At 67.3% G+C, this 22,814-nt stretch carries 18 protein-coding genes; 9 read left to right on the top strand and 9 right to left on the bottom strand.

Annotation, left to right across the window (positions count from 1 at the left end):
* The first annotated feature begins 139 nt into the window (after positions 1 to 139).
* From ACVCMB_RS06130 to cgtA, 4 genes are all read left to right on the top strand, one after another.
* On the top strand, positions 140 to 634 hold the full coding sequence (locus ACVCMB_RS06130) for a DUF2059 domain-containing protein (RefSeq protein WP_447098488.1): 495 nt from the start codon (positions 140 to 142) through the stop codon (positions 632 to 634).
* Between the two features lie 131 nt (positions 635 to 765).
* The gene (gene rplU / locus ACVCMB_RS06125) at positions 766 to 1,080 is read left to right on the top strand and encodes a 50S ribosomal protein L21 (protein ID WP_395119539.1); all 315 of its coding nucleotides are present in this window, start codon (positions 766 to 768) and stop codon (positions 1,078 to 1,080) included.
* Between the two features lie 19 nt (positions 1,081 to 1,099).
* Positions 1,100 to 1,357, top strand: coding sequence for a 50S ribosomal protein L27 (gene rpmA / locus ACVCMB_RS06120; protein ID WP_395119538.1), 258 nt, complete (start codon positions 1,100 to 1,102; stop codon positions 1,355 to 1,357).
* 165 nt (positions 1,358 to 1,522) lie between these two features.
* Entirely contained in the window at positions 1,523 to 2,602 is a 1,080-nt protein-coding gene (gene cgtA / locus ACVCMB_RS06115) for an Obg family GTPase CgtA (protein ID WP_447100036.1), read from the top strand.
* A gap of 15 nt (positions 2,603 to 2,617) precedes the next feature.
* Here the strand turns inward: cgtA and ACVCMB_RS06110 are convergent, their stop codons facing one another.
* The 3 genes from ACVCMB_RS06110 to ACVCMB_RS06100 all read right to left on the bottom strand — a co-directional run bounded on the left by ACVCMB_RS06110 (position 2,618) and on the right by ACVCMB_RS06100 (position 6,171).
* Entirely contained in the window at positions 2,618 to 4,225 is a 1,608-nt protein-coding gene (locus tag ACVCMB_RS06110) for a carboxyl transferase domain-containing protein (RefSeq protein WP_447100037.1), read from the bottom strand.
* 178 nt (positions 4,226 to 4,403) lie between these two features.
* Entirely contained in the window at positions 4,404 to 4,829 is a 426-nt protein-coding gene (locus ACVCMB_RS06105; protein WP_395119535.1) for a hypothetical protein, read from the bottom strand.
* A 157-nt stretch (positions 4,830 to 4,986) separates the two neighbouring features.
* Positions 4,987 to 6,171, bottom strand: coding sequence for a thiolase family protein (locus ACVCMB_RS06100; RefSeq protein ID WP_395119534.1), 1,185 nt, complete (start codon positions 6,169 to 6,171; stop codon positions 4,987 to 4,989).
* A gap of 239 nt (positions 6,172 to 6,410) precedes the next feature.
* On the opposite strand from ACVCMB_RS06100, the gene ACVCMB_RS06095 reads away from it, so the two are divergent.
* Positions 6,411 to 9,257, top strand: a complete 2,847-nt coding sequence (locus ACVCMB_RS06095) for a S8 family serine peptidase (protein WP_395119533.1) — start codon at positions 6,411 to 6,413, stop codon at positions 9,255 to 9,257.
* Positions 9,258 to 9,713: 456 nt separating this feature from the next.
* Here ACVCMB_RS06095 and ACVCMB_RS06090 read toward each other — a convergent pair whose 3' ends face one another.
* Together ACVCMB_RS06090 and ACVCMB_RS06085 are read right to left on the bottom strand one after the other, a co-directional pair.
* On the bottom strand, positions 9,714 to 10,871 hold the full coding sequence (locus ACVCMB_RS06090; RefSeq protein ID WP_395119532.1) for an isovaleryl-CoA dehydrogenase: 1,158 nt from the start codon (positions 10,869 to 10,871) through the stop codon (positions 9,714 to 9,716).
* 63 nt (positions 10,872 to 10,934) lie between these two features.
* Positions 10,935 to 12,482: a phospholipase D family protein gene (locus ACVCMB_RS06085; protein ID WP_447106421.1), complete on the bottom strand. Its 1,548-nt coding sequence runs from the start codon at positions 12,480 to 12,482 to the stop codon at positions 10,935 to 10,937.
* 264 nt (positions 12,483 to 12,746) lie between these two features.
* Here ACVCMB_RS06085 and ACVCMB_RS06080 point away from each other — a divergent pair, with 264 nt between their 5' ends.
* Complete coding sequence (locus ACVCMB_RS06080; RefSeq protein ID WP_447106420.1) at positions 12,747 to 13,901, top strand: diguanylate cyclase domain-containing protein; 1,155 nt, start codon at positions 12,747 to 12,749, stop codon at positions 13,899 to 13,901.
* Between the two features lie 58 nt (positions 13,902 to 13,959).
* Here the strand turns inward: ACVCMB_RS06080 and ACVCMB_RS06075 are convergent, their stop codons facing one another.
* From ACVCMB_RS06075 to ACVCMB_RS06065, 3 genes are all read right to left on the bottom strand, one after another.
* Positions 13,960 to 15,063 carry a Glu/Leu/Phe/Val dehydrogenase dimerization domain-containing protein gene (locus tag ACVCMB_RS06075; RefSeq protein ID WP_395119529.1) on the bottom strand — a complete coding sequence of 368 codons (1,104 nt, stop codon included), beginning with the start codon at positions 15,061 to 15,063 and terminating at the stop codon, positions 13,960 to 13,962.
* A gap of 213 nt (positions 15,064 to 15,276) precedes the next feature.
* Positions 15,277 to 15,612 carry a hypothetical protein gene (locus tag ACVCMB_RS06070; protein WP_395119528.1) on the bottom strand — a complete coding sequence of 112 codons (336 nt, stop codon included), beginning with the start codon at positions 15,610 to 15,612 and terminating at the stop codon, positions 15,277 to 15,279.
* A gap of 110 nt (positions 15,613 to 15,722) precedes the next feature.
* Positions 15,723 to 16,520, bottom strand: coding sequence for a M48 family metallopeptidase (locus ACVCMB_RS06065; RefSeq protein ID WP_395119527.1), 798 nt, complete (start codon positions 16,518 to 16,520; stop codon positions 15,723 to 15,725).
* A gap of 105 nt (positions 16,521 to 16,625) precedes the next feature.
* Here ACVCMB_RS06065 and ACVCMB_RS06060 point away from each other — a divergent pair, with 105 nt between their 5' ends.
* Both ACVCMB_RS06060 and ACVCMB_RS06055 read left to right on the top strand, forming a co-directional pair.
* Positions 16,626 to 17,228 (top strand): TetR/AcrR family transcriptional regulator, encoded by a 603-nt coding sequence (locus ACVCMB_RS06060; protein ID WP_447106419.1) that lies wholly within the window; start codon positions 16,626 to 16,628, stop codon positions 17,226 to 17,228.
* A gap of 10 nt (positions 17,229 to 17,238) precedes the next feature.
* Entirely contained in the window at positions 17,239 to 18,144 is a 906-nt protein-coding gene (locus tag ACVCMB_RS06055) for an alpha/beta hydrolase (protein WP_447106418.1), read from the top strand.
* A 91-nt stretch (positions 18,145 to 18,235) separates the two neighbouring features.
* On the opposite strand, the gene ACVCMB_RS06050 is transcribed toward ACVCMB_RS06055, so the two are convergent.
* Positions 18,236 to 19,072, bottom strand: coding sequence for a TonB family protein (locus ACVCMB_RS06050; RefSeq protein WP_447106417.1), 837 nt, complete (start codon positions 19,070 to 19,072; stop codon positions 18,236 to 18,238).
* Positions 19,073 to 19,337: 265 nt separating this feature from the next.
* Here ACVCMB_RS06050 and ACVCMB_RS06045 point away from each other — a divergent pair, with 265 nt between their 5' ends.
* Positions 19,338 to 22,802: a methylmalonyl-CoA mutase family protein gene (locus tag ACVCMB_RS06045; RefSeq protein WP_447106416.1), complete on the top strand. Its 3,465-nt coding sequence runs from the start codon at positions 19,338 to 19,340 to the stop codon at positions 22,800 to 22,802.
* The last annotated feature ends 12 nt before the right edge of the window (positions 22,803 to 22,814 follow it).

Raw genomic sequence — 22,814 nt, 5'->3', positions numbered from 1 at the left:
TGGGGGGGACTCATTACTATACCAAGTAGTTTGGATAGTTCACTCGACAGGAGCCGCGCCTTGCTTTCCCCCGACGCGGCGGCTGTGGCTAAATGGCGGTTCCACTCGACCGGGAACCGGCATGCACCGATGGGCAGGAATGGCGGCTGCGGCCGTGTTGGCATGGGGCGCGAGCGGCGCGGCGATGGCGGCGCAACCCAGCGCCAGGCAGGTACGCCAGCTGTTCGAGGTGATGCACCTGAGCCAGATGTTCAGCCAGATGAACACGCAGATGGCCGGCGTGATGGGCCAGGCCGTGCCCTGCGTGCCGGCGTCCTACTGGCAGGGCTTCATCGACGCGGCCGGCACCGAGCAGCTGCTGGACAGGATGGTTCCGGTCTACCAGCAGCACTTCACCGCCGCCGATGTGGCCGGCCTGCTGAAGTTCTACAAGTCCGCGCTGGGCCAGAAGGTGATCACCCAGATGCCGCAGACGATGGCCGAGGGCATGAAGGTCGGCCAGCAATGGGGGCACGAGCGCGGCGAACAGATGATCCGGGAGTTGCAGCAGAAGGGTACGCTGGACGCCACCGGCCGCTGCCCGGCCAGCCCCGCCGCCAGCGGCACCGCGCCGTCGCCGGCCGTGGCCCACTGAGCGCCGGGCGGGCGTTCAGTGGGCCTGCTCACTATTTGACCAGGCCGTGTTGCCATCGCTATAATCCGCGGTTCGCCAGACCCGCAGGGCCTTGGCGATACCCAAGAGAATAACGACAGAAGGGCATTCCCATGAGTTATGCAGTCATCAAGACCGGTGGCAAGCAGTACCGTGTGCAGCAGGGTGACGTGCTGCGCGTGGAGCTGTTGACTGCCGATGAAGGCGCCAGCGTGAGCTTCGACCAGGTGTTGCTGGTCGGCACCGGCGAGTCGGTCACCATCGGTGCGCCGGTCGTCGAGGGCGCCACCGTCAGCGCCACCGTGCGCAAGCACGGCCGTGCCGACAAGATCCGCATCATCAAGTTCCGCCGCCGCAAGCACTACAAGCGTCAGCAGGGCCATCGGCAGCATTTCACCGAAATCGAGATCACGGGCATCAACGCCTGAGCACCTGGAGCATTGAGTCATGGCACATAAAAAAGGCGTAGGTTCCAGCCGCAACGGTCGCGATTCGAACCCGAAATACCTCGGCGTCAAGGTCTACGGTGGCCAGGCCATCGAAGCCGGCAACATCATCGTGCGCCAGCGCGGCACCCAGTTCCATCCGGGCAATGGCGTCGGCCTGGGTCGCGACCATACGCTGTTCGCGCTGGTCGACGGCAAGGTCCAGTTTGCTGTCCGCGGCGACAAGAACCGCCGTTTCGTCGACGTCGTGCAGGCGTAAGCTCTTCGCGACGCGGCAACGAAGGCCCCGCTTCGGCGGGGTTTTTGTTTTGTACCGCCGGGAATCGGGATGGCAAAGGCGGGCCTGCCGCCGGCCTCGTACCATGCCCTGGTTGCCTGCTCTTCCGATTCCCGACTCCCGATTCTCCATTCCCGGCCCTATTCCATGAAATTCGTCGACGAAGCGCAAATCAAGGTCCTGGCCGGTGACGGTGGCAATGGCTGCATCAGTTTCCGGCGGGAGAAGTTCATTCCGTTCGGCGGCCCCGACGGCGGCGACGGCGGCTCGGGCGGGTCGGTGTGGCTGGTGGCCGACGAGGGCCTGAACACGCTGGTCGATTTCCGCCACCAGCGCAGCTTCAAGGCGCATCGCGGCGAGAACGGCATGGGCAGCCAGATGTACGGCAAGGGCGGCGAGGACACCACGATCCGCGTGCCGGTAGGCACCATGGTCACCAACGTCGACACCGACGAGGTGATCGGCGACCTGACCGCCCACGGCCAGCGCATGCTGGTGGCGCAAGGCGGCAAGGGCGGGCTGGGCAACATCCATTTCAAGAGTTCGGTGAACCGCGCCCCGCGCAAGGCCACGCCAGGGACGCCGGGCGAGGTGCGCGAGCTGAAACTCGAACTGCGCCTGCTGGCCGACGTGGGCCTGCTGGGGTTCCCCAATGCGGGCAAATCCACCTTCATCCGCGCGGTGTCGGCAGCGACCCCGCGGGTGGCAGACTATCCGTTCACCACCTTGCATCCGAATCTTGGCGTGGTCAGCCTGGGTACCGACCAGAGCTTCGTGATCGCCGACATCCCCGGCCTGATCGAGGGCGCTTCCGAGGGGGCGGGGCTGGGCATCCAGTTCCTGCGCCACGTGGCGCGCACCAGCCTGCTGCTGCACATCGTCGACATCGCGCCGATCGACGGCACCGACGTGGCCGATCAGGTCCGCGCGATCGAGCAGGAGCTGCAGAAGTTCAATCCGGAGTTGCTCGAGCGCCCGCGCTGGCTGGTGCTCAACAAGGCCGACGTGCTGCCGGAGGGCGAACGCCAGGCCGTGGCGCAAGGCATCGTCGACAAACTGGGCTGGACCCAACCGTGGTTCCTGGTCTCGGCGATCGCGCGTGAAAACACCATGGCAGTGTGCCAGCAGGTGCAGCGCTTCTTCGAGTCGCAACGCGAAGCCGAAGCCGAACGCACCGAGATGCTTGCCGACGACGTGCGCCTGCGCGGCGAAAAAGCCGGCGATTGAGGGCGGTCCGCCTGGCTACATGCGGAACACGCCATAGCGCTGCGGCTCGATCGGTGCATTCATCGAGGCGGAGATCGCCAGTCCCAGCACCCGCCGGGTATCGGCCGGGTCGATGATGCCGTCGTCCCACAGCCGCGCGCTGGCGTAATACGGGTGGCCTTGGCGTTCGTACTGCTCGCGCAACGGTGCCTTGAACGCTTCCTCCTCCTCGGCCGACCACTCGCCGCCCTTGGCCTCGATGCCGTCGCGCTTGACCGTGGCCAGCACGCTCGCGGCCTGCTCGCCGCCCATCACCGAGATGCGCGCGTTCGGCCACATCCACAGGAAGCGGGCGCCATAGGCCCGACCGCACATCGCATAGTTGCCGGCGCCGAAGCTGCCGCCGATCACCACGGTGAATTTCGGCACGTGCGAGCAGGCGACCGCGGTGACCATCTTGGCGCCGTCCTTGGCGATGCCGGCTTGCTCGTATTTCTTGCCGACCATGAAGCCGGTGATGTTCTGCAAAAACACCAGCGGCACGTTGCGCTGGTTGCACAGCTCGATGAAGTGCGCGCCCTTCAGCGCGCTCTCGGCGAACAGGATGCCGTTGTTGGCGACGATGCCCACCGGGTAGCCGTGGATGTGCGCGAAGCCGCACACCAGGGTCTTGCCGTAGCGCGCCTTGAACTCGTGGAACTCCGAGCCGTCGACGATGCGCGCGATCACCTCGCGGATGTCGAACGGGCGGCGGGTGTCCTGCGGGATCACGCCGTACAGTTCCTCGGCCGGATACTTCGGCTCGACCGGTGTGCGCAGCGCCAGCGGCATGTCCTTCTTCCGGTTGAGGTGGGCCACGATGTCGCGTGCAATCGACAGCGCGTGCGCGTCGTTCTCGGCAAAGTGGTCGGCCACGCCGGAAATGGACGTATGGACGTCCGCGCCACCCAGCGTCTCGGCGTCCACCACCTCGCCGGTGGCCGCCTTCACCAGCGGCGGGCCGCCGAGGAAGATGGTGCCCTGCTCGCGCACGATGATCGTCTCGTCGCTCATTGCCGGCACGTAGGCGCCGCCGGCGGTGCACGAGCCCATCACCACCGCGATCTGCGGGATGTTGAGCGACGACATCCGCGCCTGGTTGTAGAAGATCCGCCCGAAGTGCTCCTTGTCCGGGAACACCTCGTCCTGCAGCGGCAGGAACGCACCGCCGGAGTCGACCAGGTAGATGCAGGGCAGGCGGTTTTCCAGAGCCACTTCCTGCGCGCGCAGGTGCTTCTTCACCGTCATCGGGAAATAGGTGCCGCCCTTGACGGTGGCGTCATTGGCGACCACCACCACCTCGGCGCCGTGCACGCGGCCGATGCCGGTGACGATGCCTGCGCCGGGCGCGGCGTCGTCGTACATGCCGTGTGCGGCCAGCGGCGACAGTTCGAGGAAGGGCGAACCGGGATCAAGCAGGGCGCGGATGCGCTCGCGTGGCAGCAGCTTGCCGCGGGCGACGTGCCTCTCGCGTGCCTTCGCGCCGCCGCCCTCGGCGTTGCGCGCCAGTTCGCGGTGCAGGTCGTCGACCATGGCGCGCAACTGGGTCGTGCTGCCCTGGAACTCGGGTGAGCGGGGGTCGATCTGGGTCGCGAAAACATTCATGGAGGGATTCACGGGAAGCGGGAAACGGCGGGTTGCCAAACTCTGGATCATAACCGGCGGCGGCGTGCCCCCCAAAACGGAAGGTGGCCGGCGCAGGGCAAGGCGGCTGGATATCAAGGGCAAAAAAAACGGCCGCACGAGGCGACCGTTTTTTCTGTTGCCGAGAGCCAGCTGGGGATCAGTGACCCTTCGCGGCGTCCTTGGCTTTCTCGGCGGCGTCCTTCGCGTTGCTGGCAGCGCTCTTGGCGGCGTCGGCAGCGTTGCTGGCCGCGTCGGCCGCGTTGCTGGCGGCATCCTTCGCCATCGACATCGCGTCATGCGAGGTGCCGGCAGCGGCCGGAGCCATCGCGGAAGCGGCGCTGGCGGCGCCGGCAGCCTGGGTGGCCGCCTCGCCCGCAGCGGAAGCGGCGGTGGCGGCCTGGCCGGCAGCCTGTTCGGTGGCCGTGTTCGGGGCCTCCGAAGCAGCCTGCTGCGCCTGGTCTGCCGCCTGCTGCGCCGTGTCCGCCGACTTCTGGGCGTCCTGCGCGGAATCCTGCGCGCCGTTGCTGCATGCCGCCAACAGCGCGACGAGCGCGGCGGCGAGTAGGGTACGCGTAAACTTCATGGGTGATCTCCTTTGCCGTGGAATGCCGTTTGGCCGTGTATTAATAGCGCTTTCGCCGGCATTGCGCCACATCTTTCATGGTGCTGCGGGCCTTGCCGGCAAAACGATTTACGCAAGCGTCAGGTGAAGGCGGCGGGATGGACGGCGCCTTGTCGTGTCAGTCGGTGCACTCCACCGCAATCGCCGTCGCCTCGCCGCCGCCGATGCACAGCGAGGCGACGCCGCGACGCAATCCCCGCGTTTTCAAGGCGTTGATCAACGTCACCACCAGTCGCGCACCGCTGGCGCCGATCGGGTGGCCGAGCGCGCAGGCGCCGCCGTTGACGTTGAGCTTGTCGTGCGCAATGCCCAGCTCCTTCATCGGCGTCATCGCCACTACCGCGAATGCCTCGTTGATCTCCCACAGGTCGACGTCCTCGACCTTCCAGCCGGCTTTTTCAAGCACCTTGCGGATCGCACCGACCGGCGCGGTGGTGAACCATTCCGGCTCCTGCGAATGGGTGGCATGGGCCACGATGCGGGCCAGCGGTTTCAACCCGCGGCTGGCCGCGTCGTCGGCGGACATCAGCACCACCGCGGCAGCGCCGTCGGAGATGCTGGACGAGCTGGCGGCGGTGACGGTGCCGTTCTCCTTGCGGAACGCGGGCTTGAGCGTGGGCACCTTGGCGATGTCGGAGCGGCCGGGCTGCTCGTCGGTGTCGACCAGCACGTCACCCTTGCGACCGCTGACCGTGACCGGGACGATTTCGTCGGCGAACGCACCGCTCGCCTGGGCTGCCTTGGCGCGATTGACCGATTCGATCGCGTAGGCGTCCTGTTCCTCGCGGGTGAAGTGGTACTTGTCGGCGCAGGATTCGGCGAACACCCCCATCGACTTGCCGTCGTAGGGGTTGGTCAGGCCGTCCCAGGCCATGTGGTCGACCAGTTGGCCATCGCCGTAGCGGATGCCGGTACGCGCCTGCACCATGTGCGGTGCGTTGGTCATCGACTCCATGCCGCCGGCCACCACCACGCTGGCCGAGCCGGCCTTGATCAGGTCGTGGCCGAGCATGATCGCCTTCATGCCCGAGCCGCACACCTTGTTGATCGTGGTGCAGCCGGTGCCGGCCGGCAGATCGGCGGCCAGCGCCGCCTGGCGCGCGGGGGCCTGGCCCAGGTTGGCCGGCAGCACGCAGCCCATGATCACCTCGCTGACCTCGGCCGGCGCCACGCCGGACTGCTTCAGCGCCGCGCGGATCGCGGTGGCGCCGAGCTTCGGGGTGGGCACGCCGGTGAACTGGCCGAGGAAGGAGCCGATGGCGGTGCGCCTGGAACCGGTGATGACGATGCTTACGTCCGACATGATGACACTCCGCTGGGGTACTGAAAGGTGGCAATCGACGGGCCAAATGCCCGGAATGAACCTCTGGATTATCGCAGTGCGCTCCCGGCGACGGCAAATGGCCCCGGCAGTAGACGAAGCGCACATATCGGCGCGTTTTTCATGACATTTGTTGTGCGAAGATACGCCGATCCGGGGGGATACTACTGCCGCGATCGAGCGTTGGCGGTCGGCGTGCTGAACGAGACGGGAGAAGGGACATGAGCAGGACTGTGGCGGGAATGCGTCGACGCAACGTCGCCTTGGTGACGGCCTTGGCGTTTGCACTGGGTGCTTGCGGCGGTGGCGGCGGCATGGTCAAGGCGCCGCCGGTCACTCCATCCGGGCCGCCACCCGCTCCGCCGCCGGCACCACCACCGGCACCGCCGCCGGCCGATCAGCCGCCGATCGACGCCCAGCTCGGTCTCACCAACACCTATGCCGCACACAGCAAGGGCTTCACCGGCGCCGGCATCACCTTGGGCATCGTCGACAGCGGCATCATGCGCAGCAATCCGACCGTGGCCGGTCGGGTCACGCAGGAGCTGATCTACGTCGACCCGACGCTCAACAACACCTCCATCGACGACGTGGTCGGGCACGGCACCTGGGTATCGGAGATTGCCGCCGGCGCGGCTTTCGACAAGTTCCCGGGCGGCATCGCCCCCGGGGCCAAACTGGTATCGGCGCGCATCATCAGCGACACCGAGCCGACCGACGACGGTTCGGGCCAGGGCAACAAGGTCACCGCCGCCGACGCGGACTTTTTCGCGCAGACCCTGAACCCGGCGCTGATCAATGCCGGCGTGCAGGTGATGAACAATTCATGGGGCGGCATCTACTGGGATACCACCGACGCCTCGATCAACCAGGCTTTCGCTGCCGCCTATCGACCCTTCGTGGTGCAGCACGGCGGCCTGGTGGTGTTCGCCGCGGGCAACGAATCCAGGACTGATCCCAGCGACATCGCCGCCTTGCCCACGCTGTCGCCCGATCTGGAGCAGGGCTGGCTGGTCGCGGTGGCGCTGGACAGCCTGCACCCGACTCAGCTGGCCAGTTATTCCAACGCCTGCGGCAAGGCGATGGACTACTGCCTGGCCGCGCCGGGCGACGTGATCGTGCTGGACAAGGATGCAACGGCCAGCACGACGAGCCCGGATTACTGGATCGTCAAGGGCACCTCGTTCGCTGCACCGGAAATCTCCGGCGCCGCAGCCGTGGTGTGGCAGGCGTTCCCGTACTTCACCAATGATCTGGTGCGGCAGACCCTGCTCGGCACCGCCGACGATCTCGGCGCTGCCGGCCCGGACCCGGTCTTCGGCTACGGCGCGTTGAACGTCGGGCGGGCGGTCGACGGCCCGGCGAAGTTCAACTGGGGCGACGTCACCGTCAGCTTTACCGGCAGCTCCAACTGGAACAACCCGATCTCCGGCGCGGGCGGCCTGATCAAGCAAGGCACCGGCACGCTAAACCTGACCCAGGCGGCCAGCTACACCGGCATGACCCAGGTGCTGGGCGGCACGCTCACGGCGAAGTCGCTGGGCGGCAGCGTCAACATCGGCACCGCCGGCACGCTGAGCCAGACCCACGATATCGGCGGCAACGTGGGCAATGCCGGCGTGCTGGCCGTGGCCGGCGGCGACGTCAACGTGGCTGGGAACTACACCCAGCAGAGCAGCGGGCGACTGGCGCTTTCGCTGGGTTCGGCATTGCGCGTGACCGGCACCGCCACGCTCAACGGCGGCGACCTGTACGTCACCGGCTACGACTCCGGCTACACGGTCAACACGCACACCGACGTGCTCACCGCGACCGGCGGCCTCACCGGGACGTTCAGTGCGCTGAACAAGGCATCCAACGTCACCTTGCTCACCGCCACGCTCAATTACGACGGCAACAACGCCTGGCTCAACGTGACCCAGGTGCAAGCCACGGCCGTGCAGGGGATGGGCTATACCGCCGCGTCCTACGGTGCGGCCCAGCGCGTGCAGACGGCATTCGACCAGATCAACACCCAACTGGGTCCGGCGGCGCCGTCGGGGATCGCGCCGGCATCGCTGGGCTTCATCGAGGGCGCCGGCAACCTGCAGCACACGCAGGGCATCCCGGCGCTGCAGAATTCGCTGGAGAGCCTGTCCGGCCAACTGCACGCGGCCAGTGCCGCGATGACGCTGGAGGCGATCAACGCCGGCACGCGCGCGTTGTCGGATCGTTTCGATACGCTGGTCGACAACCCGCAGCCCGGTGGCTGGACGCAGAACCTCGGCTATCACGGCGACCTGTCGCGCAGCGGCTACAGCAACGTCGGCGTCGATCTCAGTGGCTGGCTGGTCGGCCAGGATTACCGGTTCGGCGGCGGCAATGCGGTGGCTGGTTACGCGATCAGCCAGAGCGAGGGGCTGGGCCGGCTGGCCGGCAGTGCCGACCAGGGCCGCAGCCACGCGCTGGAAGGCATGCTGTACGGCGGCATCATCCACGGCTCGTGGTACACCATGGGCCGCTTCGGGCTTGGCAGCTATCGCGAGATGATGCGTCGCCAGGTGCAACTGGGCAACCAGGTCACCGGCGTGGCCAGCAACGTCAATGGCCGCTACGGCGTGGCTTATGGCGAGAGCGGTTACCGCCTTGCGCTGGGTCGCACCGAGCTGACGCCGTACGTCGACATGCAGTACGCCCAGCTGCAACGCGATGGCTTCAACGAAGTCGGCGCCTATGGCTTCGGACTGAAGTCGGGAGCGCAGACCACCGCCCTGTGGCAGGCCGGCCTGGGCGTGCGCGCCACGCGCACGTGGGCGCTGGCGCATGGCGGCAGCCTCAGCCTGCGCACGCGCCTGCTGTGGCAGCAGAGTTTCGGCCTGCGTGGCGAGTGGGTCGACGCCAGCTTCAGCGGCGTCAACCAGTTTGCCCCGGTCGGCGGCATCGGGCTGGCGCGCTACGGCAGCGTGCTTGGCACCACGCTGGACTGGCAAATGAGCCCGGCGGCCAGCCTGCAGTTGGGTTACGACCGCTACGCCGGCCAGCACCAGCAGGGTCAGACCGGCACCATCAGCTTCAACTGGACGTTCTGAAACGCGCGAGTCATGCGTGATGAAAAGGCCCGCGTCGTGCGGGCCTTTTCATGTCTGGCGCCTTCCCTCGGCGCCTTGCTTCATGCCTTGCCGTGGAACAGCTCGCGGCCGATCAGTATGCGGCGGGATTCGGTTCGATGTGCCGGCGCCGATGCCTTTGTCGGCGCATGTGGTTCATGCCTCGCCGTGGAACAGTTCGCGGCCGATCAGCATGCGGCGGAATTCGGTTCGATGTGCCGGCGCCGATGCCTTTGTCGGCGCATATGGTTCATGCCTTGCCGTGGAAGAGTTCGCGGCCGATCAGCATGCGGCGGGATTCGGTTCGATGTGCCGGCGCCGATGCCTTTGTCGGCGCATGTGGTTCATGCCTTGCCGTGGAAGAGTTCGCGGCCGATCAGCATGCGGCGGAATTCGGTTCGATGTGCCGGCGCCGATGCCTTTGTCGGCGCATATGGTTCATGCCTTGCCGTGGAACAGTTCGCGGCCGATCAGCATGCGGCGGATCTCGTTGGTGCCGGCGCCGATCTCGTACAGCTTGGCGTCGCGCAGCAGGCGCCCGGCGGGGAACTCGTTGATGTAGCCGTTGCCGCCGAGGGTCTGGATGGCCTCCAGCGCCACCTGCACCGCGTTGACCGAGGCGTTGAGCAGGCACGCGGCCGGGTCGATGCGCGACTTGACGCCGTTGTCGAACTGCTGCGCGACCATGTAGGCAAAGCCGCGCGAGGACTGCAGCCGCGTGTACATGTCGGCGATCTTCGCCTGCATCACGCCGAACGTGCCGATCGGCGCGTTGAACTGCTTGCGCTCGCGCACGTAGGGCAGGGCAAGGTCCAGCGATGCCTGCATCAATCCGATCGGGCCGCCGGAGAGCACCAACCGCTCGGTGTCCAGGCCGCTCATCAGCACGCGTACACCCTCGTTGACCTCGCCGACGATGTTCTCCTCGGGGATCGCGCAATCCTCGAACACCAGCTCGCAGGTGTTGGAGCCGCGCATGCCCAGCTTGTCCAGCTTCTGCGCGGTGTGGAAGCCCTTCATGCCTTTCTCGACGATGAAGGCGGTCATGCAGCGGCTGCCGGCGACGCGCGGCGCGGTGCGCATGTAGACCAGCAGCACGTCGGCGTCCGGGCCGTTGGTGATCCACATCTTGTTGCCGTTGGCGACCCAGGCGTCGCCCTTCTTCTCGGCCTTGCAGCTCATCGAACCGACCACGTCCGAACCGGCGCCCGGCTCGCTCATCGCCAGCGCGCCGACGTACTCGCCCGAACACAGCTTCGGGATGTACTTGCGCCGCTGCGCCTCGTTGCCGTTGTGGAAGATGTTCTGCACGGCGAGATTGGAGTGCGCGCCGTAGGACAGGCCCACCGAACCGGAAGCGCGCGAGATCTCCTCCATCGCCACCATGTGCGCGAGGAACCCCATGCCGCTGCCGCCGTATTCGGCAGGAATGGTCACGCCGAGCAGCCCCATCTCGCCGAACTTCTTCCACAGGTCGGCGGGGAACAGGTTGTCGCGGTCGATGCGGTCGGCGCGCGGGGCGATCTCCTTCTCCGCGAACGCATGCACGGATTCGCGCAACAGGTCGATGTCTTCTCCGAGCGGGAACGGGCGCATGGTGGTTCCTTGGGTGCGAGCTGCTGATTTTAGCGCACGCGGCACCGCCTGGCCCGTGCGTCCCTACAGCTGCGATTCGATCGGCAGCCAGCTGATCGCGCGGGTGGTCGTGCGCAGCCACCAGCTGGTGTCGGGCTCGTGCTCCAGCACCTGCGGCGGCTGCGTGCTGCGGTCCAGCCACTGTGTCGAGCCATCCGCGCCGCGGCGCACCGCGTAGCTGAGCACCGGCGCGGCCAGCCGCAGGTATTCCTGGCGCAGGTCGCGGGCCAGGCCGGGGTCGTCGAACAGCACGCCCATCTCGGTGTTGAGGTTGGCCGAGCGCGGGTCGAGGTTGAACGATCCGACGAAGCCGCGCGCGCCGTCGATCACGAATGCCTTGGTGTGCAGGCTGGCGCCGCTGCTGCCGAACAGGCCGTGGGTGGCGACCGGGCCGTGGCGACGGATCTCGAACAGGCTCACGCCGCCATCCAGCAACCGATCGCGATAGCGCTCGTAGCCGCTGTGTACGGCCGGCACGTCGTTGGCGGCCAGCGAGTTGGTGACCACGCCGACGCGGGTGCCGCCGCGTGCCAGCCCGAGCAGGGTCGCCGTGCCTTGCTTGCCGGGGACGAAGTAGGGCGAGATCAGCAGTACCTCGCGATGCATGCCGTCGAGATGCGCGGCCAGCCGCGGCTGCAGCCAGCCGCGGCGGTCGGCGCCTTTTGTCTTCTGCGGCGGATCGGATGCCACGGTGATGTTCGCGCTCCAGTGCGGCACCAGCTCGTGGTTGGTCAGGCGCTGCGCCGAAGGAGAGGCGGCGACACGGCCAAGGTAGACCTGCGCGGCCGCGTCGGCGGACTCGTTGGCGAGCGCGGCCACCAGCCTGTGCAGGTTTTCCGGTGTCTGCGGGTTCAGCGCCTCGATCGGCACCGCGGCGCTGGAGTTCCAGAAGTCGTCGAAGATCGCGCTGGCGTCGGCCACGGCCGGACCGAGCAGGAGCATGTCGAGGTCGCGGAAATTCACGCTGCGGTTGGCGTCGAAGTACTCGTCGCCGATGTTGCGCCCCCCGACCAGCGCGACGCGGCCGTCGGCGATCCACGCCTTGTTGTGCATGCGGTGGTTGACGCTGAAGAAACGCTGCACCATCTCCAGCAGGCGCCACACGCCGCTGCGGTTGCGGAACGGGTTGTACAGGCGCACCTCGATGTTCGGGTGCGCGTCCAGCGCCAGCAGCGCCGGGTCGAGCCCCTTGGTGTTGATGTCGTCGAGCAGCAGGCGCACGCGCACGCCGCGCTCGGCCGCGGCGTACACCTCGCGCGCCAGAAGGTGGCCGACCAGGTCGTCGTGCCACATGTAGTACTGCAGGTCCAGGCTGCGCCCGGCCAGGCGCGCGGAGGCGGCGCGCGCGGCGAACGCATCCAGGCCGTCGGGCAGCAGGGTCGCCGCGGTCTCGCCGGGGTGCGCGGCCAGGTACGGGGCCAGTTCGCGATCGATCGGGGTCTGTGCCGGCCGCATCGGCAACGCGCTGCTCGGGGCACCGGTGGCGCGCGGGGTCAGCCGGTCGGCGAGCAAAAGCCCGCTGACCATCAACAGCACCAGCGCGAACATGCCGCAACCCAGCCAGATCATCATCCTGCGCATCCGTGGCACCTCCCGTACCCGATTATTCGTTGACCGCCGCGCATACGCAAAGCCGGAAGGGGAATGGACAGTCTGGCGTGGCACGCAACGGCCGCGGGAGCGCCGCCAGGCGGCCTTCACCGAGTGCTGCGCGGGGACCGGCTAAAGTTTTCGCCGCCCCGGCCGTTGCCGTGTCGCAAGACGACGGCGGGCAACCGTCAGAGTTCGGGCCGCCTTGCAGGTTGTCCATGGGCACAGTTGCCCATGGTGCACCCCATGTCTGCCCCGGCGACAAGAGGTGGCAAGGCCCACGTGACAACGTTGATGCAGCGGTTGGACAAGATCATCCTGGGGTCGGAGCGACACCAGCGCATCCGGCTGCGCCAGTGGCTGATCGCCTGCGTGGCCACCGCGGGCTGCGCGCTGTTCTTTGCAGGCGGCGTTTTCCTGGGCTGGATGAGCTGGGAAAACCTGCTGATCCTGGGTGTGATCGAGGCGATCGGGCAGGGGCTCATCTACGCCGCGTTGCGCAGCGGCTTCAGCTTGCGCTTTGCCGATCCGGCGCTCACCGAATGGCAGACCGTGCTGGCGATCGTGGCCGTGGACTATGCCTACATGTCCGCCGGCAGCGCGCGCCACCTGGCATTGTGCCCGCTGCTGCTGGTCTTCACCTTCGGCGCGTTCTCGCTGCCGTGGCAGCGCATCGCCCGGCTCACCATCTTTGCGCTGGCAAGCTTTCTGGTCAGCATCGCGGTGATGGAGTGGCAGCGCGCCCCCGCCATCGGGTGGTCGCTGGACTCGCCGGAAATGCTCGACGACATTTCCGCCCTTGGCATGCTGCTGATCGTGCTGCCGGTGATTTCGTACGTGGCGTCGCGGCTCTCGCGCCTGCGTTCCAACCTGCGCGAACAGCGCGTGGCGCTGGCCAGCGCATTGGAGGAAGTGCAGCGGCTCGCCGCCTACGACGAACTCACCGGACTCGCCAACCGCCGCCACGCGCAGGATCGCCTGGCCCAGGAACAGGCACGCGCCGAGCGCAGCGGCACGATCTTTTCGGTGGCGCTGATCGATCTGGATCACTTCAAGGAAATCAACGACACGCTCGGCCACGCCGGCGGCGACCGCGTTCTGCGCGCATTCGCGGATACGGTGCGCGACCTGCTGCGCGGCTCGGACATGGTGGCCCGCTGGGGCGGCGAGGAGTTTCTCGTGCTGATGCCGGACAGCGCCGGGGTCGACGCGCTCGCCACGGTCGATCGTCTGCTCCGGGGCGTGCGCGGATTGCGGGCAGCGGAGGGCCAGCCCTTCAGCTTTTCCGCCGGCGTGACCCAATATCGCCGCGGCGAGGGTTTCATGGAAGCCGTCGCCCGCGCCGACCAGCAGATGTACGCGGCCAAGCACGCCGGCCGCAACGGCGTCTGCCTGGCGTGATTGCCATGAAAAAGGCCGCGCCTCGCGACGCGGCCCTTGTCTTGCGCAACCGTCGGGATCACTGACCGCGCATGCGGCCCTGGAAGCGGGTGCCGCCGTTGCCCATGTGCGGCAGCTTGATCTTGCCGATCGCGGCGATGCGCTCTTCGGCCATGCGGTCGGCGGCCAGGTAGGTCGGCACGCCCTGCGACTTGCTGATCTCGAAGATGCGGCCCAGGTTGTAGTAGATCGTGCGCATCATGCGCATCGCGCGCTCGCGGTTGTAGCCGTCGATCTCCAGCGACACGTTCATCACGCCGCCGGCGTTGACCGCGTAGTCCGGCGCGTACAGCACGCCGCGGCGGTTCAGCTCGTCGCCGATCTCGTCGGTGGCCAGCTGGTTGTTGGCCGGGCCGCAGATGATCTTCGCCTTGATGCGGTTGATGGTCTGTTCGTTCAGCGTGCCGCCCAGCGCGCACGGCGAATAGACGTCCGCGTCCACGTCGTAGATTTCGTCCAGGCCCACCGCCTCGCAACCGAGTTCGTCGACGCAGCGCTGCACCGCTTCCTTGTTGATGTCGGTGACGAACACCTTGGCGCCCTGTTCGCGCAGCAGCTTGATGTACTCGCCGCCGACGTGGCCGCAGCCCTGCACCGCGAAGCTGTACTTGCCCACGTCCTCGTTGCCGTGCTTGAACTGCAGCGTGGCCATCAGGCCCTGCAGCGTGCCGTAGGCGGTGAACGGCGAGGGATCGCCCGAGCCGCCGTGCACCTGGTGCACGCCGGTGACGTACTCGGTTTCGCGGAACACGTATTCCATGTCGTTGACGTCGATGCCGACGTCCTCGGCGGTGATGTAGCGGCCGTTCAACGAGTTGATGAAGCGGCCGAAGGAGCGGAACAGCGCCTCGGACTTGTCCTTGCTCGGATCGCCGATGATCACCGCCTTGCCGCCGCCCAGGTTCAGGCCGGCCACGGCGTTCTTGTAGGTCATGCCGCGCGACAGGCGCAGCACGTCGTTCACCGCTTCGGCCTCGGACTTGTACGGCCACATGCGCAGGCCGCCGAGCGCGGGGCCCAGCACCGTGTTGTGGATCGCGACGATGGCCTTCAGGCCGGCGTCGGCGTTGTGGCAGAACACGACTTCTTCGTGGCCGGTCTTGGCGATGGTTTCAAAAATCATTGCGACGGTGACTCCATGGATTGACGTTGCCCGCAGGCCTCGCCGACTAAGGTGCGGGCACGCGGCCCGCTCGATGGTGGTAAGGGACGAAATCGATCGCCCCGACCAGGGCCGGGGCGATCAGTCAAAACGCCAAGTTTAGTACGTCGTCCCCTGCGGCGATGGTGCGGCGCGTCAAGCCGGCTGCGGATGGAGCGCCGCGGGCCGCCGCCCTCAGCGGCCCCAGTAGCCTCGCCGGAAGCGCCAATCGTGGCCGTGACGGACCCAATGCGCCGGTCGGTAGTGGTAGCCCGGACGCATCCGCACCCAGTAGCCGCCGACCCAGACATGACGATGCGCGGGCGCGTTCCAGCGCCAGTAACCGGGCGCCCAGACGTAGCCGCGGCGTGGCGGCGGGACGCGTTCGAAGCGGGCCGGCGGCGGCGCCACGCCGATGCTCACGCCCACCGCGACCCGCGTGTGCGCGGTGGCGGGCGGCGCATACAGCGCGCCGGCAAGGCTCAGGCCGAAACCGGCCAGCAGGGCAAACTTGAGTGGGCTGCGCAACATCGCGTTCTCCGTCGGCGCCGCGTCAGGCGGCAGGCAGGATGGAAAACGGGATGCGCGGCGGGCAGTTGACCCGCCGCGCGTGGCTCGTTCAGGCGGCGATCAAGCGCCGTTCACAAGTGGCAGTCCGGTGCGTGGCCGCTGGCGCGTGCGTGTTGATAGACCGGCAGCAACTGCTGCGCCTGCCGACCCAGCGCCTCGGCGCGGTTGCCCGGCGCGGGATGCGTGGAAAGAAATGCCGGCGGCTTGCTGCCGCCCTGCGCGCCCATTTTCTGCCACAGCACCACCGCCGCGCGCGGATCGAAACCGGCCTGCGCCATGTAGCGCTGGCCCAAGGTATCGGCCTCGCTTTCCTGGGTGCGCGAGAACGGCAGCAGGATGCCCAGTTGCGCGCCGGCGCCCAGCAGGGCGGCGGCGTTGCCGGCGTCGCCGCCGCGCGAACCGGCGTAGATCGTGCCGGCGGCCACCGCCGCCTGCGCCGCCATGTTGTCGGACACGCGCTCCGCGCCGTGGCGTGCCACCACGTGCGACAGCTCGTGGCCGAGCACCACGGCCAGCTGGTCCTGGTTGTCGGCGAGCTTGAACATGCCCTTGTTCACGCCGATCCGGCCACCGGGCAGGGCGAACGCGTTGGCGGTGTCGTCACCAACGATCTGCACTTCCCACTGCTGGGTATTCCACGGCGGCGGCAGCACCGCGACCAGCGCGCGGGACACGCAGGTGGCATACGCGCGCTCGCGCGGCGCGTCGACGAACTTGCCCTGCTTGCGCATGTCGTTGAAAGCGGCCAGCCCCATCTGGCTCATCTGGCTGTCCGACACCACCATCAGCTGCGAGCGGCCGGTGGGCGAGGTGACACAGGCGGCCAGCAGCGCGGTGGCGAGCGGAATGCCCAGGTTGCGGATTTTCATGCGGAATCCTCCATGGCGTGCAGTGGTGAAGCATAGCCGCAAGGTCCGCCGAGACTGTGTGAGTGCCATTTGATATAGAACGAACGGTCGTGCTATTTTTCCGACATGACACTCGCAACCCGCCCCGGCAAGCGCACGGCCACCCGCGACACCATCCTCGATCATGCCTATGCGCTGGCCCGCCGCGACGGGCTGGAAGGCCTGTCGATCGGCGGCCTGGCCAGCGACGTGGGCATGTCCAAGAGCGGCGTGTTCGCCCACTTCGGCTCGCGCGAAGACCTGCAACTGGCCGTGCTCGACACCGGCCGCCAGCGCTTCGTGACCCAGGTGCTGCTTCCCGCGCTGAAGCAGCCACGCGGCCTGCCGCGGCTGCGCGCGATCGTGGCGCACTGGTTCGAGTGGAGCCGCGAGCACCAGAGCGGCTGCGTGCTGCTGTCGGCCGTGAGCGAGTACGACGGCCGCGACGGTGCGCTGCACGACGGCGTGGTGCGGCAGCAGGCCGGCTGGCGCGACGAACTGCAGAAGGCGATCGCGCAGGCGGTGGAACTGGGCCACCTGCGCAGCGACACCGACGTCGCCCAGCTCGCCTTCGAGATCTACGCCCTGATGCTCGGCCTGCACCACGACGCCGGGCTGTTCGGATTCGACGAAGCCGGCCAGCGCACCCGCGCGGCCTTCGAGCGCCTGTGGCGCAGCTGGCAAACCTGAGGCGAGACCCATGTCCACCGTCATCGAAAAAATCAGGCTCGGCACCGTGCGCACCGGCTTCGTGCTGGGCGGGCGGATCGCGCCCGGGCGCACCGTGAACCGCGCCGCGCGCCTGTTTGCCACCCCGTTCGCCAGCAGCCGCAGCCGCGCCGAAGCCGTGCAGGGCGATGCGGACATGCGCCGCGGCGAGTTGCACGTCAACGGCGAAACCATCGCCACCTATGTCTGGGGTGATCCCTCGATCCAGCCGTATGCGCTGCTGGCGCACGGCTGGTCCAGCTTCGGCCTGCGCTTCCTGCCGTGGGTGGCGCGCTTGCGCGCGCTGGGATTCGCCGTGGTCACGTTCGACCAGCCCGGCCACGGCCACAGCAGCGGCACGCTGTGCACGCTGCCGGAATTCACCGCGACCATCCACGCGATCGGCGAACATTACGGCAACGCCGCGCTGGCGGTCGGCCACTCGCTGGGTGGCGCCGCCGTCGTCTTCGCGCAGGACGAGAGTTGGCATGCGCGGCGGCTGATCCTGGTGGCGCCGGCGGCAGACATGAAGGCCGCGGCCAGCCGTTTTTTCCGCTTCGTGCGCTTGGGCGAACACCTGCAACAACCATTCTTCGACTGGCTGCTGCGCCGCACCGGCGTCAGCGTCGAACAACTGCAGGTGCATCGCCACCTGCCCGCGCTGGGCCAGCCCGTGCTGATCGTGCACGACCTCGATGACACCGAGGTGCCGTGGAGCGAGGGCGAGCGCTACGCCCAGTACTGCTCCGGCGCGCGGCTGTACACCACGCAAGGCCTGGGCCATAGCCGCGTGCTCGACGCGCCCGAGGTGATCAACGCGGCGTTTGCTTTCCTGCGCGGGGAAACGGTGGGCGCGCGCGTGGTGGGTTCGCCGAACCTCTTCTGCGACCAGGCCTGAGCCACGCCTGCGGCGGCGTGATCGCCACCATGGCGTGTCCCTGGGCAAGCACCGCTTCCGTGTCACCGGACGACGCGCTATTCGCCGCTTGTCAGCCCTGGTCCGGTTTGCTGAGCAGTACCGGGCCGGTGCCATCGGTCTGCAGCGCACCCTCGGCAATGGCATCGCTGGCGTCTTGCCCCTGGCGGTGAACCCATGGGGCGGGCGTGTACGGCCCGGGAACGTAGGTCTGCCAGACCGGCACGGCATCGCCATGGCGCGGTGATTCGATGTGGAAATTGATCGGGACGCGAGCCGTCCAGTCCGATCTGGCGGCCAGCTCGCCGGTGGTGGGGACCTTGAAAGTCCACTTGCGCGCCGCCTCCAGCGCCGCCTCGGCGAAGGCACGGCGGTATCTGCGCGCCAGAACTTCGGCCCCGGGGCTGCCAAGGTTCACCTGTTCGGCCACGGCATCGGCGACGCGGCCGCTGCGGTTCACGCGCAACACCACGTACACCGTGGCGTCCACGCCGGCCTTGGCCGGGGCGGCGGGGTAGATCGGCACGACCCGCTGGCTGTCCGCATATCGCAGCTCGTTGGTGGGCACGGGGTCGTCGTCGCCGAACGTCGCGCCCGTGATGCGCGCGGCATAGCGGCCCTTGGACAATTTCTTGACCACCACGCGGACATGCATGCTGGCTTTCGCCACCACCGGTTCGCCATGGCGCAGCACGGGCTGGAAGCGCCACTTCAGCGCGGCGTTGCGCACCATCTCGGCGATGGGACCGTACTTCTCGGGCTCATCGATCTGCGTGGCCCGCACCGAGCCATCCGTGGTCACCACGATGCTGCCGTCGATGACGGCAGAGGATTCGAGATCCTTGACCGAGCTGGCCTGCACGACCACCGCGACCAAGGCAAAGATGGCCGCGAATATCACCTTCTTCATGCGTGCATTCCTCCAGTGCGTTGAAGTTGCCTGGCGCCGCTCCCTGCCGCGGTCCGTTACCCGTTCGCCTTGGTCGGCGCGCGGATGGCGTCACCTGTCTGAGCCGAGTATGTCGGCAAAACGTGGTGGCAGCCACCACGTGGGGTGCCGCCGGATGCCGGCGAAAAACGCCGACGCACCTCGCACCAGGCTGGCCCCGTCCAAGCCCTTGCTGCCGATTCCCACTAGAATCGAGGAGTTCAAGCACACGATGTCCGGAGTTGCCATGAGTTCCCCCGCCAAGCACGTCCCCGCCAGCGCCCCGCAGACGGAAACCACCCCACTGCGGTTCGTCACCGCGGCCAGCCTGTTCGATGGCCACGACGCGGCGATCAACATCATGCGGCGGATCATCCAGGCCCAAGGCGCGGAGGTGATCCACCTCGGCCACAACCGCTCGGTCGAGGACGTGGTGCGCGCGGCATTGCAGGAGGACGCCGACGCGATCGCCATGTCGTCCTACCAGGGCGGCCACGTCGAGTACTTCAAGTACATGGTCGACATGCTCAAGGAGAAGGGCGCCAGCCATATCCGCGTGTTCGGCGGTGGCGGCGGCACCATCACCCCGGAAGAGATCAGGGAGCTGGAAGCCTACGGCGTGGAGCGCATCTACCACCCCAACGACGGCATGAAGCTGGGCCTGGTGGAGATGATCGAGGACGTGATCCGCCGCGCGCAGCAGGGCCGCGAGTCGCGCCTCACCCAGCGCGAGGTGGCCAGCCACGCCACGCCCGACGTCGACGACGAGATCAGCATCGGCCACGTGCTGACCAGCCTGGAAGGCGGCAGCTACACCGACGCCGAACTCGACCGCCTGCGCAAGCAGTGGAAGCTGGCCGGCAAGCACACGCCCGTGCTCGGCCTCACCGGCACCGGCGGCGCCGGCAAATCCAGCGTGGTCGACGAACTGCTGCTGCGCTTCCTGCACGCCTTCCCCGACATGCGCATCGCCGTGCTCGCCGTCGATCCCACCCGCCGCCGCTCCGGCGGTGCGCTGCTGGGCGACCGCATCCGCATGAACTCGCTGCGCAGCCATCGCGTCTACATGCGCTCGATGGCCACCCGCCGCCAGCACGCGGCCACCAACACCGTGCTGCACGACTGCATCGACTTCCTCAAGAGCCAGCCCTACGACCTGGTCATCGTCGAGACCGCCGGCATCGGCCAGAGCGATTCGGAGATCGTCGACCTGGTCGATTTCCCCGCCTACGTGATGACCAGCGACTACGGCGCCGCCAGCCAGCTGGAGAAGATCGACATGATCGACTTCGCCGAGCTCATCGTGCTCAACAAGTTCGACAAGCGCGGCGCCGAGGACGCGCTGCGCGACGTGCGCAAGCAGTGGAAGCGCAACCGCACCGCGTTCACCGTGAAAGACGAGGACGTGCCGGCGTACCCCACCATCGCCAGCCAGTTCAACGACCCCGGCATCACCTGGATGTTCGCCAACCTGTGCCGGCTCATGCGCGAAAAACTGTCGCTGCCCGCCGACAAGTGGACCCCCAACCTCGACACCACCCTGAAAGAACCCCGCGCCACCGTGCTGATCCCCGGCCCCCGCGTGCGCTACCTCGCCGAAATCGCCGAGCAGGGCCGCGCCATCAACAAGAGCATCGAGACCCAGGCCGAGTACGCCAGCAAGGCGCAGCACTACTACGAGTCGCTGAAGGAACTGGGCGACGACAAGCTGCCGCGCCCGCTGGAGTTGTATCGCAACGCCGATTTGCAGGCCGAGGCCGACCGCTCGCTGCTCACCCTGCGCCAGCGCTACAACGCCGCGCTGAAGGAACTCAGCCACGAGGCGATCCACCAACTGCGCGAATGGCCCGCGCTGTACGCCTCGGTCACCGCCGACGTCAACGAATACAAGGTGCGCGACAAGGTCATCCGCGTCGACAACTACCGCGAATCGCTGAGCCACCAGAAGATCCCCAAGGTCGCCCCGCCCAAATCGAAAGACTGGGGCGAACTCCTCACCTTCCTCGGCAAGGAAAACCTGCCCGGCCACTACCCGTACACCGGCGGCGTCTACCCGTACCGCCGCAGCGGCGAAGACCCCACCCGCATGTTCGCCGGCGAAGGCACGCCCGAGCGCACCAACCGCCGCTTCCATTACCTCAGCCAGGGCGGCGCCGCCACGCGCCTGTCCACCGCGTTCGACTCGGTCACCCTGTACGGCGAAGACCCGGCGCCGCGCCCGGACATCTACGGCAAGATCGGCAACTCCGGCGTCAACATCGCCACCCTGGACGACATGAAGAAGCTGTACTCCGGCTTCGACCTCAGCGCGCCCAGCACCTCGGTGTCGATGACCATCAACGGCCCCGCGCCGATGATCCTGGCGATGTTCATGAACACCGCCATCGACCAGAACGTCGAGAAGTACCTGAAGGAAGACGCCACGCGCTGGGCCGCCGCGCAGCAATACATCGACAAGCTGTACGCCAACACCTCGCGCCCGCAGTACCACGGCGAGCTGCCCAAGGGTAACGACGGTCTGGGGCTGGGCCTGCTCGGCGTCTGCGGCGACGAGCTGGTCGACGCGGAAACCTACGCCCGCATCAAGGCCGACACGCTGACCAAGGTGCGCGGCACCGTGCAGGCCGACATCCTGAAGGAAGACCAGGCGCAGAACACCTGCATCTTCAGTACCGAATTCGCGCTGCGCATGATGGGCGACATCCAGCAGTACTTCGTCGACCACAAGGTGCGCAACTTCTACTCGGTGTCGATCAGCGGTTACCACATCGCCGAAGCCGGCGCCAACCCGATCAGCCAGCTCGCCTTCACCCTCAGCAACGGCTTCACCATCGTCGAGTACTACCTCGCCCGCGGCATGAACGTGGACGACTTCGCGCCCAACCTCAGCTTCTTCTTCTCCAACGGCATGGACCCGGAATACACCGTCATCGGCCGCGTCGCCCGCCGCATCTGGGCCCGCGCCATGCGCGAACGCTACGGTGCCAGCGCGCGCAGCCAGATGATGAAGTACCACATCCAGACTTCAGGCCGCTCGCTGCACGCGCAGGAAATCCAGTTCAACGACATCCGCACCACGCTGCAGGCGATGTACGCGCTGTTCGACAACTGCAACTCGCTGCATACCAATGCCTACGACGAGGCGATCACCACGCCGACCGAGGAAAGCGTGCGTCGCGCGGTGGCGATCCAGATGATCATCAACAAGGAACTCGGCCTCAACTTCAACGAGAACCCGTGGCAGGGCAGCTACGTGGTCGACACGCTGACCGACTTGGTCGAGGAAGCGGTGTACAAGGAGTTCGAGGCGATCAGTGAGCGCGGCGGCGTGCTTGGGGCGATGGACACCATGTACCAGCGCGGCAAGATCCAGGAAGAGTCGATGTATTACGAGCACAAGAAGCATGATGGGTCGTTGCCGTTGATCGGCGTGAATACGTTCCTGCCGAAGGATCATGGGGGGGAGATTGCGACCGAGATCGAGTTGATTCGGTCGACGCCCGAGGAGAAGGGCGCGCAGATTGCCAATGTTCGGAGCTACGGGGAGGCGAGGAACTCGCTGGCTGCCGACAGTCTCAAGGTGTTGCAGGGGACGGCGCGGGAGCGTAGGAATGTGTTTGAGCAGTTGATTGAGGCGGTTAAGTACAACTCGTTGGGGCAGATTAGTCATGCGTTGTATGAGGTGGGGGGGGAGTATCGGAGGAATATGTGAGGTACGAGCGCA

The organism is Rhodanobacter sp. UC4443_H10, assembly GCF_052978325.1.
This window is presented reverse-complemented; position numbering and strand designations above follow the sequence as displayed.

Bases quoted from the DNA above. Each gene is read 5' to 3' on its own strand.
- ACVCMB_RS06070 (WP_395119528.1), bottom strand. From the start codon at position 15,612: ATGTTGCGCAGCCCACTCAAGTTTGCCCTGCTGGCCGGTTTCGGCCTG.
- ACVCMB_RS06095 (WP_395119533.1), top strand. From the start codon at position 6,411: ATGAGCAGGACTGTGGCGGGAATGCGTCGACGCAACGTCGCCTTGGTG.
- ACVCMB_RS06060 (WP_447106419.1), top strand. From the start codon at position 16,626: ATGACACTCGCAACCCGCCCCGGCAAGCGCACGGCCACCCGCGACACC.
- ACVCMB_RS06130 (WP_447098488.1), top strand. From the start codon at position 140: ATGGCGGCTGCGGCCGTGTTGGCATGGGGCGCGAGCGGCGCGGCGATG.
- ACVCMB_RS06065 (WP_395119527.1), bottom strand. From the start codon at position 16,520: ATGAAAATCCGCAACCTGGGCATTCCGCTCGCCACCGCGCTGCTGGCC.
- ACVCMB_RS06045 (WP_447106416.1), top strand. From the start codon at position 19,338: ATGAGTTCCCCCGCCAAGCACGTCCCCGCCAGCGCCCCGCAGACGGAA.
- ACVCMB_RS06090 (WP_395119532.1), bottom strand. From the start codon at position 10,871: ATGCGCCCGTTCCCGCTCGGAGAAGACATCGACCTGTTGCGCGAATCC.
- rplU (WP_395119539.1), top strand. From the start codon at position 766: ATGAGTTATGCAGTCATCAAGACCGGTGGCAAGCAGTACCGTGTGCAG.
- ACVCMB_RS06085 (WP_447106421.1), bottom strand. From the start codon at position 12,482: ATGATGATCTGGCTGGGTTGCGGCATGTTCGCGCTGGTGCTGTTGATG.
- ACVCMB_RS06055 (WP_447106418.1), top strand. From the start codon at position 17,239: ATGTCCACCGTCATCGAAAAAATCAGGCTCGGCACCGTGCGCACCGGC.
- ACVCMB_RS06075 (WP_395119529.1), bottom strand. From the start codon at position 15,063: ATGATTTTTGAAACCATCGCCAAGACCGGCCACGAAGAAGTCGTGTTC.
- ACVCMB_RS06105 (WP_395119535.1), bottom strand. From the start codon at position 4,829: ATGAAGTTTACGCGTACCCTACTCGCCGCCGCGCTCGTCGCGCTGTTG.
- ACVCMB_RS06080 (WP_447106420.1), top strand. From the start codon at position 12,747: ATGTCTGCCCCGGCGACAAGAGGTGGCAAGGCCCACGTGACAACGTTG.
- rpmA (WP_395119538.1), top strand. From the start codon at position 1,100: ATGGCACATAAAAAAGGCGTAGGTTCCAGCCGCAACGGTCGCGATTCG.
- ACVCMB_RS06110 (WP_447100037.1), bottom strand. From the start codon at position 4,225: ATGAATGTTTTCGCGACCCAGATCGACCCCCGCTCACCCGAGTTCCAG.
- cgtA (WP_447100036.1), top strand. From the start codon at position 1,523: ATGAAATTCGTCGACGAAGCGCAAATCAAGGTCCTGGCCGGTGACGGT.
- ACVCMB_RS06050 (WP_447106417.1), bottom strand. From the start codon at position 19,072: ATGAAGAAGGTGATATTCGCGGCCATCTTTGCCTTGGTCGCGGTGGTC.
- ACVCMB_RS06100 (WP_395119534.1), bottom strand. From the start codon at position 6,171: ATGTCGGACGTAAGCATCGTCATCACCGGTTCCAGGCGCACCGCCATC.